The 13,358-nt window shown below is 72.4% G+C and carries 14 protein-coding genes and 1 tRNA gene; 7 read left to right on the forward strand and 8 right to left on the reverse strand.

Annotation, left to right across the window (positions count from 1 at the left end; translation table 11 throughout):
- Positions 1–90 precede the first annotated feature (90 nt).
- The 3 genes from ACFWRO_RS23140 to ACFWRO_RS23150 all read left to right on the forward strand — a co-directional run bounded on the left by ACFWRO_RS23140 (position 91) and on the right by ACFWRO_RS23150 (position 3,207).
- Positions 91–1,845: an alkaline phosphatase D family protein gene (locus tag ACFWRO_RS23140; RefSeq protein WP_384512954.1), complete on the forward strand. Its 1,755-nt coding sequence runs from the start codon at positions 91–93 to the stop codon at positions 1,843–1,845.
- Positions 1,846–2,018: 173 nt separating this feature from the next.
- On the forward strand, positions 2,019–2,468 hold the full coding sequence (locus ACFWRO_RS23145) for a DoxX family protein (protein ID WP_384512955.1): 450 nt from the start codon (positions 2,019–2,021) through the stop codon (positions 2,466–2,468).
- A 109-nt stretch (positions 2,469–2,577) separates the two neighbouring features.
- Positions 2,578–3,207 (forward strand): DedA family protein, encoded by a 630-nt coding sequence (locus tag ACFWRO_RS23150; protein ID WP_384513032.1) that lies wholly within the window; start codon positions 2,578–2,580, stop codon positions 3,205–3,207.
- Here ACFWRO_RS23150 and ACFWRO_RS23155 read toward each other — a convergent pair.
- The gene (locus ACFWRO_RS23155) at positions 3,161–3,415 is read right to left on the reverse strand and encodes a DUF2277 domain-containing protein (protein ID WP_384512956.1); all 255 of its coding nucleotides are present in this window, start codon (positions 3,413–3,415) and stop codon (positions 3,161–3,163) included. The two genes, ACFWRO_RS23150 and ACFWRO_RS23155, sit on opposite strands and share 47 nt — an antisense overlap.
- 143 nt (positions 3,416–3,558) lie before the next feature.
- Positions 3,559–3,783, reverse strand: coding sequence for a hypothetical protein (locus ACFWRO_RS23160; protein ID WP_384512957.1), 225 nt, complete (start codon positions 3,781–3,783; stop codon positions 3,559–3,561).
- A 191-nt stretch (positions 3,784–3,974) separates the two neighbouring features.
- On the opposite strand from ACFWRO_RS23160, the gene ACFWRO_RS23165 reads away from it, so the two are divergent.
- Positions 3,975–4,733, forward strand: a complete 759-nt coding sequence (locus tag ACFWRO_RS23165) for a GntR family transcriptional regulator (protein ID WP_384512958.1) — start codon at positions 3,975–3,977, stop codon at positions 4,731–4,733.
- Here the strand turns inward: ACFWRO_RS23165 and ACFWRO_RS23170 are convergent.
- Together ACFWRO_RS23170 and ACFWRO_RS23175 are read right to left on the reverse strand one after the other, a co-directional pair.
- Entirely contained in the window at positions 4,730–5,260 is a 531-nt protein-coding gene (locus ACFWRO_RS23170) for a DUF4231 domain-containing protein (protein ID WP_384512959.1), read from the reverse strand. The genes ACFWRO_RS23165 and ACFWRO_RS23170 overlap by 4 nt on opposite strands.
- Positions 5,261–5,468: 208 nt before the next feature.
- Positions 5,469–5,543, reverse strand: a tRNA-Val gene (locus tag ACFWRO_RS23175).
- A gap of 231 nt (positions 5,544–5,774) precedes the next feature.
- Between ACFWRO_RS23175 and ACFWRO_RS23180 the strand changes: the two genes are divergently transcribed.
- The 3 genes from ACFWRO_RS23180 (at position 5,775) to ACFWRO_RS23190 (ending at position 8,134) form a co-directional block, all read left to right on the forward strand.
- Positions 5,775–6,452: a DUF4097 family beta strand repeat-containing protein gene (locus ACFWRO_RS23180; RefSeq protein ID WP_384512960.1), complete on the forward strand. Its 678-nt coding sequence runs from the start codon at positions 5,775–5,777 to the stop codon at positions 6,450–6,452.
- Between the two features lie 79 nt (positions 6,453–6,531).
- Positions 6,532–7,911: a hypothetical protein gene (locus ACFWRO_RS23185; protein WP_384512961.1), complete on the forward strand. Its 1,380-nt coding sequence runs from the start codon at positions 6,532–6,534 to the stop codon at positions 7,909–7,911.
- Positions 7,912–7,921: 10 nt separating this feature from the next.
- On the forward strand, positions 7,922–8,134 hold the full coding sequence (locus tag ACFWRO_RS23190; protein ID WP_384512962.1) for a zinc ribbon domain-containing protein: 213 nt from the start codon (positions 7,922–7,924) through the stop codon (positions 8,132–8,134).
- 22 nt (positions 8,135–8,156) lie between these two features.
- On the opposite strand, the gene ACFWRO_RS23195 is transcribed toward ACFWRO_RS23190, so the two are convergent.
- The 4 genes from ACFWRO_RS23195 to ACFWRO_RS23210 all read right to left on the reverse strand — a co-directional run bounded on the left by ACFWRO_RS23195 (position 8,157) and on the right by ACFWRO_RS23210 (position 13,356).
- The gene (locus ACFWRO_RS23195) at positions 8,157–8,804 is read right to left on the reverse strand and encodes a response regulator (protein WP_384512963.1); all 648 of its coding nucleotides are present in this window, start codon (positions 8,802–8,804) and stop codon (positions 8,157–8,159) included.
- Positions 8,795–9,916, reverse strand: a complete 1,122-nt coding sequence (locus ACFWRO_RS23200; RefSeq protein ID WP_384513033.1) for a sensor histidine kinase — start codon at positions 9,914–9,916, stop codon at positions 8,795–8,797. The genes ACFWRO_RS23195 and ACFWRO_RS23200 overlap by 10 nt, the downstream gene beginning before the upstream one ends.
- A gap of 144 nt (positions 9,917–10,060) precedes the next feature.
- Positions 10,061–10,915, reverse strand: a complete 855-nt coding sequence (locus ACFWRO_RS23205) for an HAD family hydrolase (protein ID WP_384513034.1) — start codon at positions 10,913–10,915, stop codon at positions 10,061–10,063.
- Between the two features lie 20 nt (positions 10,916–10,935).
- Positions 10,936–13,356: a phosphoribosyltransferase gene (locus ACFWRO_RS23210; RefSeq protein ID WP_384512964.1), complete on the reverse strand. Its 2,421-nt coding sequence runs from the start codon at positions 13,354–13,356 to the stop codon at positions 10,936–10,938.
- Between the last annotated feature and the right edge of the window lie 2 nt (positions 13,357–13,358).

Here is a 13,358-nt window from a genome sequence, read left to right on the forward strand (position 1 = left end):
CGGCCGAGACGGCAGCCGAGATCGCTTCCGCCACCCCTCTGTCGTTCCGTACGGTACGGGCTGGAACGACAGAGGGGGATGGAACGAACGATGGCGGCCGGACTGAGGCTCGGACCACTGCTGCGGTACGTCGACGGGGTCACGGGCGACTCCGCGACGATCTGGGTCGAGACGGACCGCCCGTGCACGGCGGAGGTGCGCGGCACCTCCGGCTCCACCGGGGCCGACGGCTCCTCCGAATCCTCCGGGGCCGACGGCTCCTCCGGATCTCCCGGTGCCGGCGGCTCCACCCGCACCTTCCAGATAGCGGGCCACCACTACGCCCTGATACCGGTGACGGGTCTGACTCCGGGCACGACGACGGAGTACGAGGTACGGCTCGACGGCCGCACGGTCTGGCCCCCGCCGGACTCCCGCTTCCCGCCGAGCACCATCCGCACCCCCTTCCCCTCCCTCCCCGCCTCCCCCGCGGGGGCTGACGGCGACGTCAAGGTGGCGTTCGGCTCGTGCCGCTGGGCGGCGAAGCCCGCCAAGGGCAGGGACCCGGTCGGCCCGGACGCCCTCGACACCCTCGCGACGCACCTCGCGGCCGACCCCGCGGCGGCCGAACGCCCGGACCTGCTGGTGCTGCTGGGCGACCAGGTGTACGCGGACGAGACCTCGGCCGACACCCGCCGCTGGCTCGCCGCCCGCCGGGACCTGCGCGACCCGCCGGGTCCGGAGGTCGGGGAGTACGAGGAGTACACCCGGCTCTACGACGAGTCCTGGGGCGACCCCGAGGTGCGCTGGCTGCTCTCCACCGTCCCCAGCTGCATGATCTTCGACGACCACGACGTCATCGACGACTGGAACACCAGCGCCGCCTGGCTCGCGCGGATGCGGGGCACCCACTGGTGGGGCGAGCGGGTGCTGAGCGGGCTGATGTCGTACTGGGTGTACCAGCACCTGGGCAACCTCTCCCCCGCCGAGCTCGACGCCGACCCGCTGTACGCGGAGATCCGGTCCGTACCGGACGGCACGGACCGGCTGCGGCGGTTCGCGGCGGAGGCGGACGCCGATCCGGCGTGCGTGCGCTGGAGTTACCGCAGGGACCTCGGGCGGACCCGGCTGCTGATGATCGACACCCGGGCGGCCCGGCTCCTGACGGAGGGCGCGCGGGCGATGCTGGACCCGGCGGAGGCGGCCTGGGTGCGCGAACAGGCGCTCGTGGACCGGGGCTCGTACGACCATCTCCTCGTCGGCACCTCGCTGCCCTGGCTGATGCCGCCCCTGATCCACGACGCGGAAGCCTGGAACGCGGCCCTGTGCCGGGGCGAGCGCGGCGGCCCCGGGGGCCGCTGGGCGCGGTTCGCGGAGGATCTGCGGCAGCGGGCGGACCTGGAGCACTGGGCGGCGTTCCCGTCGTCGTTCGAGGCCCTGACCCGGCTGCTCGCGGAGGCGGGCAGCGGCCCGGATGCGCCGGCGACGGTGTGCGTACTGTCCGGGGACGTGCACCACGCGTACGTGGCGGAACCCGACTGGACGGAGCGGGCTGTCGAAGCGCCGCCCCAGGCACGGGTGGTGCAACTGACCTGCTCGCCCCTGCACAACGCGATCCCGCGCTCGGTACGCCTGGGCTTCCGCTTCGGCTGGAGCCGCGCGGGCCGCGCCCTGGGCCGCGCGCTGGCCCGCCACGGCCGGGCGGGCCGCCCGCTGATCGGCTGGCGGCGGACGGGGGGCCCGTGGTTCGGCAACCAGCTCATGACGCTGACCCTGCGCGCCCGTTCGGCCCGGCTGACGCTCACCCAGGCGCGGGGGAACGGGCGGCTGGAGAAGGTCGACGAGCGGAGCCTCAGCGGAAGTTGAGCGAGGGGGGCGAGGCGGGGGCGCTCCGCGGGCGTGACCCTGACCACAGATCCGACATGACTGAATGTTGAAGTTGCAAGTACTACTCAGGCATGCCTAACCTGTCGACCTCATCGGTTCCGTCCCCCCGCGTCCCGACCCCTCGGGACCGACTCGACCGAAGGAGTCCCCCCATGAGTCCCCATCCCCACCCCCTGAGCAACCGACTGAATCAGGCCCAGCCGTACGCGCTCGCCGGGTTCCGCATCGTCATAGGCCTGCTCTTCGCCTGCCACGGCGCCGCCACGCTCTTCGGCGTCCTCGGCGACGGCCCCACGGCCACGGCCGGCGCTTGGCCGGGCTGGTACGCGGCCGTGATCCAGCTGGTCGCGGGCGTCCTGGTGCTCGTCGGCCTGGGAACCCGTTCCGCAGCCTTCCTCGCCTCCGGCTCGATGGCGTACGCGTACTTCTCGGTGCACCAGCCCGAGGGGCTCTTCCCGCTGGAGAACAGCGGCGAGGGCTCGGCGCTCTTCTGCTGGGCGTTCCTGCTGCTCGTCTTCACCGGGCCGGGCGCGCTCTCGCTCGACCGGGTCTTCGGCGGCGCCGCCCGCGAGGAGCGTCGGCAGGAGCCGGTCACGGCGTAGCGGCGGTCACGGCGTAGCCGCGAGCACGGACGTCATCCGTACATGAGCGGATTCCGGCCCCCTGCCTGAATCCAACACCCACCGCCGCGTACGCTTCTGCGCTGTGAACGTGCTCGACAGCATCGGGTCACTGCGGTCGCTCACCGCGGGCCCTTGGATCTACGCGGCGGTGGCCACGTCGGTACTGCTCGACGTCTTCCTGCCGGTGCTGCCGAGCGGGGTCCTGGTGATCACGGCCGCGACGGCTGCGGCCACCGCCACCGCGGCCTCCCCGGACGTACCGTCCGTCGTCCCGCTCCTCCTCGTCGCGGCCACGGCCTCGGTGCTCGGCGACTTCGTCGCGTACCGGCTGGCGTGGCGCGGCGGGGCCCGGCTCGACCGGGCGATCTCCCGCTCCCGCCGGCTGACGCGCGCGCAGGAACGTCTCGGCACCGCCCTCGCGCGCGGCGGCGGCCTGCTGGTGGTGATCGCCCGGTTCGCCCCGGCGGGCCGCTCGGTGGTCTCCCTGGGCGCGGGCGCGGCGAAGCGCCGGATCGTGGACTTCCTGCCCTGGTCGGCCCTCGCGGGGGTGGCCTGGGCGAGCTACAGCGTGGCCCTCGGCTGGTTCGGCGGGCTGTGGCTGGGCGCGACCTGGGTGGGCGTGGGCGTGTCCGTCCTCGCCCTGTTCCTGGCGGGGGCGCTGGCGGCCTACGTCATACGGCGTCCGGCTGAGGCTCCCGCACCGGCTCCGGCTTCCTGAGCCCGCGCACTTCGAGCCCGTCGAGGAGCCGGGCGGTCGCGTCGGCGATCTCGTCGACGGCCTGATCGAACACCTCGCGGTTGTGCGCGGCGGGTCTGTGGAACCCGGACACCTTGCGGACGTACTGCAGGGCGGCGGCGCGAATGTCGTCCTCGGTGGCCTCGTCGGGGAGGACCGGGGGCCGAAGGGTCTTGATGCTGCGGCACATGCTTCCAGTGTCGCGCAGGCCACTGACAGCAGCCCGCGACGAGGTAGGTCGCCACGCGACCTCGGGGCTGCCACGAGACCTCGGGGTCGCCACGAGACCTGCCGCTACGCGACATCACGGGCTACGAGATAAGCCCGCGGGGTCTACGACGTAAGCCCGCGCCGACTCCTGGCGTTGATCTCGGCGGCCCGGGCCCGAAGCTCGCGCATGGGAGTGGCGAGCTGGACGTCCCGGGGATCGGCCTCCCACTCACGCCCGCCGCTGACGGGCCGGATGAGATAGCGGCCGGCGACGTTGTCGACGTAGAAGCCGACAAGCCCGGTGGCAGTGTCGCGTACGAGGTCACCGACCTCGGGAGTTGCCTGCACGAATGCCTCCGTCCCGTAACGAGGGATCTCTAGAGATACACCCAGAGAAGCCCGACGGCTCCCCCCTGTCAACGTATCTCTAGAGATGTCCCCCGATGGATGGATCACTCGCACACGTCGGCGCAGACGCGTGCACCAGCTCGCCGGAGTGCGCCGTAGGGTGTCCCGCAGACGAAGGGAGTGGTCCACCCATGACTGACCAGGACAGCGGTCGTCGGCCCAAGTACCAGCGCATCGCCGACGAGTTGAGAACCGCCATCCAGTCAGGCGCCTTCGCCCCCGGCGACCGGCTCCCCGGTGAGAACGATCTGATGACCACGTACGAGGTGGCGAGGATGACGGCCCGACAGGCACTCTCGGTCCTGCGCAACGAGGGCCTGGCTGAGGCCCGCAAGGGCGCCGGCGTCTTCGTGCGCACGTTCCGCCCGCTGCGCAGGCGGGGCATCCCCCGGCTCGCGCAGGACCACTGGGGCACGGGCCGTTCGGTGTGGTCGGCGGACATCGAGGACCGCGCGCTGGTGGTGGACCAGATCGAGGTGGGCGGAACGACGGCGGACGCGCGACTGGCGGGGGCACTGGGCCTCCCGACCGGCGCCCCACTGTGCGTCCGAAGCCGCCGCTTCATCCTGGACGACAAGCCGGTCCTGCTCTCGGTCTCATACCTCCCGGCGGCCTTGACCGAGGACACCCCGATCGCAACCCAGGACACAGGCCCGGGCGGCACCTATGCCCGGCTGGCCGAACTGGGCCACCAGCCGGTCCACTTCCGCGAGGAGATCCGCTGCCGCATGCCGACGGCGGACGAATCGGAGCGACTGGCACTGGAGTTCGGAACGCCGGTGATCCTGATCGCCCGTACGGCGTTCACGGAGAAGGGGGTCGCGGTGGAGCTGAACGAGATGACGCTGGACTCGGCGTCGTACGTACTGGAATACGACTTCGACGCTTAGCTCTGACCGCGAGACCGAGCCCCAGGCACTCCGGCGTTCTGCTGCACATCGGCACTAACCTGCCCACCAAGGGTCATGACATTCAGGGTCGCCGAATTCTCACTGGCGATGGCCTTCTCGACACGAGCGACAAGAAGGGTGAAGCAATCCCGCTCGGAGAGCCCGTGATAGGGCCCGACCCGGGCGGCGAAGTACACCCGCTCATGCCCGAGAAGCTGCTCGGTGGACCGATAATTCTTCCACTGCTCGCGATACCTGTACACGCTCTCCAACGACACGGAGGCAACGACGACAAGGCTGAGCACGGTGGCGGTGACCTTGGCGAACCCAAGATCGAGATTGACGAGCACAGGCACAAGCGCACCACCGACAACAGCCAGCGTGCGCATACGCAGATGCATGGCCTTCATCTTGGTGGCCTTGAGGTCGTACCACTCCTGATACTGCGTCAACCGACTGTCGACATACCGCTCAGCCGTCATCACGCCGCCCACCTCAGCGTCCGGCGCATCCCCCACGTCAACCATCCCCGGAGTACACCCCGCCCACCCCACGGAGTCAACCAGACCCCGGCACGGGTCCTGGTTGGTCGCCCCGGCCCGGATATCCCTTGGCAGCCACATCGACGGCAGGGTCAAAGTGCCCCGTCGGACGACCGCGACCTCTGAGTGAGCCCCAGGCGGGACGCGTGGACACCAAAAGCCCCCTACCAAGATCGGTAGGGGGCCTTCGTACTGGTGGGCGCGGACGGTTTCGAACCGCCGACATCTGCTTTGTAAGAGCAGCGCTCTACCCCTGAGCTACGCACCCGTGGAGTGAGGCAACAGCGTACATGGCCCATGGGTGGGTCCCGCAAACCGGTTCTTCACGGGGGATAGCCCCACCCTCGAGGGGGTGGGTCGCCGGATCGTGGTGGGTGGGGGGTGGTGCGTAGGTTGAGGGGTCCGTTCTTGGGTTCTGGGGGTTGTCGTGCGTCGTGTTCGTGCGTTGGGCGTTGCCGGGGTGGTCCTGTTCGGGGTCGCCGGGTGTGGGAGTGCCGAGGTGGGCGGGGCGCCCGTCGAGGAGAAGAGTTTTGCCTTCTCCGGGGACGCGCTCGTCGTCGATTCCGACGACTCCGAGTTGGAGATCGTGCCCGCCGACATCAAGGACGTGCGGGTCAGTCGGCAGGTCGACGGGTGGGTGTTCATGGGGAACGGGCCCGAGGCCTCCTGGGGGCTCAAGGACGGGCGGCTCACCCTGCGGGTCGAGTGTGACGGCCTCGCCTCGGACTGTGGGTCCGTCCATCGGATCCAGGTGCCCCGCGGTGTCGCCGTCAGCGTCGAGGACGACAACGGGAAGGTGACCGCCGAGGGGTTCGAGACTGATCTGAAAGTACGGTCCGACAACGGCGCCGTCCTCGTCCGGGGCTCCTCCGGGGCCCTCGATCTGACCAGCGACAACGGTGAGGTCGTCGTCGAGGGCGGCACCACCTCCGGGCGGGTCGTCGCCCGGTCCGACAACGGGGCCGTGCGGATCGTGCTCAGTGCTGTTCCCGGGAGAGTTGATGTCGTCAGTGACAACGGGGAGATCGACATCGCCCTGCCCGACGCCTCGTACGACGTCGACGGGCGCAGTGACAACGGGAGCGTCCGGGTCGACGTGCCCACCCGCGACGGCAGCGCCCATGTCGTGACCGCGCGCAGCGACAACGGGGAAATCGTCGTCCGTACCGCGAACTGACGGGCCCGTGTGTTCGTCCTTACCTGGTGGGAGAATGAACCGGACCGGGGCACGGCGGACAACAGTGCGGGAGAGGGACGTGGCGGCTACTCACCGTAGGGGTGCAGGGGTGTATTCGGGGGTACGGTCCGCTCCCGTGCGGCTTGGTCTCATGTTGCCCCTGCTCGTTCTCGGTCTGCTGCCCGCCGCCTTCGCCAGTGGCGGCAACCGGCGCTGGTTCGGCGGGCGTGGTGAGAGTCAGCGGGCCGAGGCGCAGGCCGCCAAGGACGACGCCGCCGCCGCGTTCTACGAGCTGGACACCGCCCAGCGCGATCTGCGGATCTCCATCGAGACGATCACCGCCGTCGACGACTCCCCCGGCGCCCGCCGGGCCGTCGACGGCTTCGCCGCCCTCGGCCGGCGGATCGACGAGGTCAGCCACGCCTACATCACCGCCGTCGACGCCCACGACCTCGACCGCGACGAGCTCGACGCGGCCACCGCCAACCGCGCCCGCGGCGAGCTGACCCGCGCCAAGGAGGAGCTCGTACGGGTCAAGGGCGAGCTCGACCGGTTCGAGCAGGGGCTCGGGCCGCTCCTCGACACGGCCGAGACCCAGCTCGCCCGGCTCGCCCCCGCCGTGGAGCGGGCGCGACAGGCGCTCCGGAACGCGAGCACCGCTCTCGAAACCGCCCGCGAGTCCGGGCTCCGCGCCGACGACCTCGCCACCCGGCTCGCCCGCCTCGGCCCCGAGCTCACCCGGCTCAACGAGGGCGCGGGGCGCCACGGCGTCGCCGAGACCCTCCAGCGCGCCGACCGCGTCCTGCGCGACGCCGAAGCCGTCCGCACCGAGGCCGAGCGCCTCCCCGAGCGGGCCGCCGAGACCAGCAGGCGCCTCGTCTCCCTCCGTACCCGCGCCGAGGCGCTCACCACCCGGGCCGGCGGCGTCGACCCCGTCCTCTCCGAGCTCCGTCGCCGCTTCTCCGCCGCCTGCTGGCAGGACCTCCAGTACGTGCCCGCCCAGGCCGCCGAGACCGTGCGCAAGGCCGAAGAGAAGCTCACCGAGGCCGCCAAGGCCCGCGACGAGCAACGGTGGCCCGACGCCACCAGCCTCCTCGCCACCGCCCGCGCCCTGCTCAACTCCACCGACGAGGCCGTCTCCGCCGCCGGTGACCGGCTCCGCCGCCTCGACGCCGTCGCCAAGAACCCGCAGGACGAGATCGACCGCGCCCGCTTCGCCGTCCGCGACGCCCAGCGCCTCGCCATGGCGGGCCGGCACACCCCCGACCCCCGCCACGCCCGCCCCCTCGACGACGCCGTCGCACGGCTCGACCGGGCCGTCCACTCCCTGGAGGAAGGCCGCCACCCCGACTACTGGCACTTCCTCACCGAGCTGGAAGCCATCCGCGCCTCCGCCGCCCACGTCGTCGAGCAGATCCGGGAGGACCGGGGCGGCGGCCAGAGCGGCGGACACCGCTAACCTCGTCACCATGCCTCGTTACGAGTACCGCTGCCGCACCTGCGGAGACACCTTCGAGCTCAACCGGCCCATGGCCGAGTCCTCCGCCCCCGCCTCCTGCCCCACCGGGCACGAGGACACCGTCAAGCTCCTCTCCGCCGTCGCCGTCGGTGGGACCGCCCAAGGAGCGCCCTCCCAAGGTGGCGGTGGCGGTGGGTGCTGCGGGGGCGGCTGCTGCGGCTAGCCCAGGCGGCTGGCCCAAGCCACTAGCTGCCCAGGTAGCGCAGGACCGCCAGCACCCGCCTGCTGTAGCCCTCGCCCCGGCCCGTCAGCTCCAGCTTGTCGAAGATCGCGTTGATGTGTTTCTCCACCGCGCTCCGCGACACGTGCAGCCGGCCGGCGATCGCCGCGTTCGTGTGCCCCTGGGCCATCGCCGCGAGCACCTCGCCCTCCCGGGGCGTGAGCCGCGCCAGCGGATCGGTGTGCGTGGTGCGGACGAGCAGTCTGCGGACGACCTCCGGGTCGAACGCCGTCCGCCCCTCGCCCACCCGTTCCAGGGCGTCCAGGAACTCGTCGACCTGCGCCACCCGGTCCTTGAGCAGGTAGCCGACCGCGCCCGACTCGCCCGTCAGCAGCTCGGTGGCGTACCGCCGCTCCACGTACTGGGAGAGCACGAGCACCCCGACCTCCGGCCGCTCCCGCCGGATCTCCAGGGCCGCCCGCAGCCCCTCGTCGGTGTGCGTGGGCGGCATCCGGACGTCGGCGACGACCACGTCCGGCGGGTCCGCCCGGACCGCCGCAAGGAGGTCGGTCCCGGTGCCGACCGCCGCCGTCACCTCGTGGCCCTCCTCCGCGAGGAGCCGCACCAGGCCCTCCCGTAGCAGCGTCGAGTCCTCCGCCAGGATCACGCGCACGGCAGGACCGCCCGTACGACCGTCGGCCCGCCCGCCGGGCTGTCCACCGCGAACCGTCCGTCCAGCGCCGCCGCCCGGCTCGCGAGCCCGCTCAGGCCGCTGCCCGACGCGTCCGCGCCACCCACCCCGTCGTCCGTCACCCGTACGCTCAACTCCTCATCCTCCAGGGTTACTTGTACGTCGATACGGGTCGCGCCCGCGTGCTTGACCACATTGGTGACCGCCTCCGAGACGAGGAAGTACGCGACCGTCTCCACCGCCCTCGGGAGCGGCCGCCCCACGGCGTACCCGAGCCGTACGGGCAACGGGCTCCGCTCGGCGACCGCCTCAAGGGCCGCCCGCAGGCCGCCCTCGTCGAGCACGGCGGGGTGCACCCGCCAGGCCACCTCGCGCAGTTCGGCCAGCGCGCGCCGACTCTCCTCGTGGGCCTGGAGCAGCAGCGCGTCGGCGGCCTCCGGGTCCCGGGCCCTGAGCCGGCGGGCGCGGCCGAGCAGCATGCCGAGGGCCACAAGCCGTTGCTGGACGCCGTCGTGGAGGTCGCGCTCGATCCGCCGCCGCTCGTCGTGCACGACGTCCATCACCTCGGCCCGGCTCGTCGCGAGCTGGGCGATCCGGGCCTCCAGGGCGTCGGCGTGGCGCGGCCCGAGGAAGTACCGGGCCAGTCCGTCCTCCAGGGCGACGACGCCGAGCCCGCCCTGGGCGGCGAGGAAGAGCAGGAAGAACCCGCCGACGCTGCTGAACGCGACCAGCCAGGGGTGGTTGATGTCGGTGATCAGCCAGCCGTAGAAGACGAAGGTGCCCAGGCCGAGTCCGTACGCGGCGCAGCCGAGCACGACCGCGCCGAGGAGGCCGAGCGGCCAGCGGGCGGCGAGGTACCGCGCGGCGGCGCCGTCCTCGTGGACCGGGGGCAGGCGGATGTCGAGGAGGTGGCTGAGCCGCGCGCGTTCGAGGCGGGTGAGGGCGCGGGCGACGGCGGTCACCGGGCGCAGCACGGCCCGTCTTCCGCGCGGCCAGGCGAGCACGGGCAGCAGCGCGAGGCCGCCGAGGAGGCAGCCGAGCAGCTCCAGCACGGCGGTCGCGGCTCCGAAACCCAGCCCGAAGCCAAGCCGCATCCAACGGACTAGGTACGCCACGACCCGCGCCCGCCCCTCCTCACAGGCGGGCGCCTCCGCGGTCCGCAGTGCGTTCGTCATGAACCGTCACGCTAGTCCGAGCACCCCACCGCCCGCCCTGCGGAAAACCGCACTACTGACGCACTACTGACTCTTCAGGCCGGCCTTGATCTGCTGCCCGGGCAGCGTGACCGACGCCCTGTGCTCCTCCACCGCCGTACGGAACCTGCGGAGGATCTCCTCCCCCGCCGCCACGCCCCGCTCGGCCAGCACGTCGAGGTGCGGGGCGGTCCAGGACGTGTCGGCCAGCTCGCCGTGGCCCGGGCGCCAGGCGCGGTCGGCGGCGAGCAGCAGGTCCGCGTCGAGGAGCGAGTCGCCTGCGGCCAGGACGAGGCCCGCGCCGCAGCGCCGGGCGACCTCGCGCATCGCCGCGCTCTTGGTGAGCGGCTTCGGTACCGCGTACACCTTGCGGCCCTGGAGCGAGACCGTCCAGCCGCGCTCCTCCGCCCACTCCCCGAACCGCTTCAGCCACTCCTCCGGCATCCGCTCGCGCTCCACCACCAGGTACGCGAACAGGTCCTCGGCCACCCGGTGCTTGCGCACCCAGGACAGGTCGGTGGTAGCGGTGAAGTACGCGCGGATCTCGGAGAGCGGCGCGCACTCCTCCGCGAGCCGGCGCAGCACGGACTCGTGCCAGTCGCGGTCGGCGACGCCGTCGACGAGGATGTGCCCGCCGTTGGCGCAGATCGCGTACTCCGGCGCGGTGCCGGGGAGTTGGATCCGCTGGTACTGCTTGCGGGTGCGTGTCGTCGTGGGGACGAAGACGGCCTCGGCGGCCAGCCGCTCGAGCAGTCCGGCGGCCTCCTCGGTCAGGTACGAGAGCGGCTTCGACTCGTGCACCTCGACGCTCAGCAGCCGTGGCGCCTGCGCGTCCGGCATGCCGAGCGCGAGCGCGGCCGAGGAGTAGATCAGCGTACGGTCGAGGTCGCTCGCGACCATCACCGTGCTGTTCGCCGAAGTCACTGGGAGACCACCGTCTTTCCGTCGGCGCCCGTGGCGCCTCTCGTGAACTGGGGATGGATCAGGCCCACGCAGGTGTACGGCAGTCCGTCGACCTCCTCGACGGGGACTCCGCGCTGCTCGGCGAGGAGGCGTACGTGGGTGAGGTCGGCGCCCGCGCCGCGCTTCGCGAGGATCTTCCAGGGGACGCGGCGCAGCAGGACGCGGGTGGTCTCGCCGACGCCGGGCTTGACCAGGTTGATGTCGTGGATGCCGTACTCCTCGCTGATCCGCTCGACGGCCGCCCAGCCCTCCCAGGTGGGCGTGCGGTCGGCGGCGAGGAGCTCCTTGACGGCGGTGTCGACGTCCTCGGCGACCTCGTCGTAGTGGGCGGCGACGGCGTCGAGGAAGGCGTTGGAGACATCGGCGCCGGCCAGTTCGCGGTAGAACTTGCCGCCGTGGAAGTCGTCCGGGCCGACGAGGTCGGCGCGCAGGACGGTCCGCGATATCAGGCCGGAGACGGTCGAGTTGAGGCAGGCGGAGGGTATGAGGAAGTCCTCGCGGGTGCCGTAGGTGCGGACGCAGGAGCCGGGGTCGGCGAGGACCGCGATCTCCGGGTCGAATCCGGGGAACGCGCGGAGCGCATCGGCCAGTTCGCGGGTGATGGCGCCCTTGCCGGTCCAGCCGTCGACGAACACGACGTCGGCCGGGTCGTGGTGGGCGGCGAGCCAGCGCAGTGCGTTGGCGTCGATGCCGCGGCCGCGGACGATGGAGACGGCGTAGTGGGGCAGTTCGAGGCCGTGCCTGGCCTGGGCCCAGCGGCGCATGAGGACGCCGACGGGGGTGCCGGCCCGGGCGAGGGAGACGAGCACGGGCGTGCCCTTCTTCTCCGCGAGGACGGTCTCGGTGACGGTGCCGACCGCGCGGGCGATCCGGGCGGCGGAGGTCTCCAGGGCGGCGTGGAAGAGCTCCTGGTACTGGTCGCTCGGCTGGTACTCGACCGGCAGCGACTCGGCGTAGTGGGCGCCGCCGCTCTGGATGGCCTCCTCGCGCTCCTCGGTCGGGGCCTCGAGCTCGACGTCCGAGAGGTCCTGGAGCAGCCAGCCGACCTCTTCGGGGGCGTACGAGGAGAAGGCGGGGCCGCGGAGGGGCTCGGGCAGCATGGAGCTCCTTTCGGGAGCTTCGGTGGCGGGAGCGGATGCGTGCGAAGGAACGTACGACGGGACCACCGCGAGCACCACCGACGGGATGTGGCCCGCCAGCTGGGCCAGCAGGCCGTCCTCGGCGTGCAGCTCCGGGGTGTCGGCGACCGAGTCGACGACGGCCACGACCGCGTCGAATCCGGCGCCCGCCACGTTGTACGCGTACCGCTCGCCGGGGCCGTCGGCGGGCGTGTCGTGGGCCGGGAAGACGAGCCGGGTCCGTATCGCGTAGCCCGGGTCGTCGACCGCGAGGACGGGCGAGCGGGTGGTCGTGGAGTACGAGACGTCCCGTCCGGCCCGCTCCAGGGCGACGGCGAGCCGCAGCGGCGCGTACATCAGCTCCTCGAAGCCGAGCACGAGCACCCGCCGCGCCCCGCCGAGGGCCGCATCCAGGCGCTCGGTCATGGCGGGCAGGGCCTCGTCCAGGGCGGCGGCGTGGGGCGCGCGGAAGCCGTGGCGGCCGCCGTCAGGGACGTCGGCGGGCCAGCCGAGGTCGACCCGTACGGGGGCCGTGCGGGGCGGCTGAACGGGCTCGTGGGCCGTCTCGTGGGCGGCGACCAGCGCCTGCCCCTTCTCCAGGACGCCTTCCGGGAGCCGTACGGTGCCGGCCGCGCCGGTCACCAGGTCGACGCGGGCGCCGATCTCCTGGGCGAAGCCCTCCAGGCGGCCGAGGTCGGCGGCGGAGCGCATGTCGACGAGGGCCACGACCACGTACCGCTCGCGCGGGTAGCGCTCGTGCAGGTCGCGGATGGTGTTGAGGACCGTGTTGCCGGTGGAGAACTCGTCGTCGACGAGGACAAGGGTGCCGTCACCTGCCAGCAGCTTCGGGTCCTCGGGGAGCAGCAGGTGCGAGGTGGCGTGTGAGTGGGACTCCTCGAAGCCGCCGGCGCTCGGCACGCCGTCGACGGGCCGCCGGGTGGAGTGCAGGTACGGGGCGTGACCGAGGCCGTCGGCGACCGAGTGGCCGAGCCCTGTGGCCGTCTCCGCGTACCCGAGGACGACGGCCCGCGCGGCCTCCTCGTCGCCGAGCAGCTCGCGCACCCGCAGGCCGAGCGAGAAGCCCGCGCCGTGGACGACGCTCGGCCGCTGCGGCACGTGCTTGCCGAGCACGTTGGAGACCAGCAGATGCGCGCGCCTGGGGTTGCGGCGCAGCGCGAGGCCCAGCAGGCCAGGGAGCTGCTCGTCGCCGTCCAGTTCGACGCCGAGTCGCTCGGCGACCCACGTTCCCGACCACACCACGT

It is taken from the genome of Streptomyces sp. NPDC058579 (assembly GCF_042718575.1).
In the GTDB taxonomy this organism is placed as follows: domain Bacteria; phylum Actinomycetota; class Actinomycetes; order Streptomycetales; family Streptomycetaceae; genus Streptomyces.